1 rRNA gene is annotated in these 256 nt (G+C 53.5%); it reads right to left on the bottom strand.

Features of this window, described 5'->3' with window-relative positions:
- Positions 1-256 (bottom strand): 16S ribosomal RNA (locus tag H3H37_RS25515); the annotation flags it as partial.

The raw sequence follows: 256 nt of genomic DNA, 5'->3' as shown, positions 1-256 counted from the left end.
CGCCTGCGCACGCTTTACGCCCAGTAATTCCGATTAACGCTTGCACCCTACGTATTACCGCGGCTGCTGGCACGTAGTTAGCCGGTGCTTATTCTTCAGGTACCGTCATTAGCAAAGGATATTAGCCTTCACCGTTTCTTCCCTGACAAAAGAGCTTTACAACCCGAAGGCCTTCTTCACTCACGCGGCATTGCTGGATCAGGCTTGCGCCCATTGTCCAAAATTCCCCACTGCTGCCTCCCGTAGGAGTCTGGAC

The sequence above is a fragment of the Rugamonas brunnea genome (assembly GCF_014042345.1).
GTDB classification, from domain to species: domain Bacteria; phylum Pseudomonadota; class Gammaproteobacteria; order Burkholderiales; family Burkholderiaceae_D; genus Rugamonas; species Rugamonas brunnea.
The sequence above is the reverse complement of the archived record's forward strand: the minus strand, read 5'-3'. Positions and strand labels throughout refer to the sequence as shown.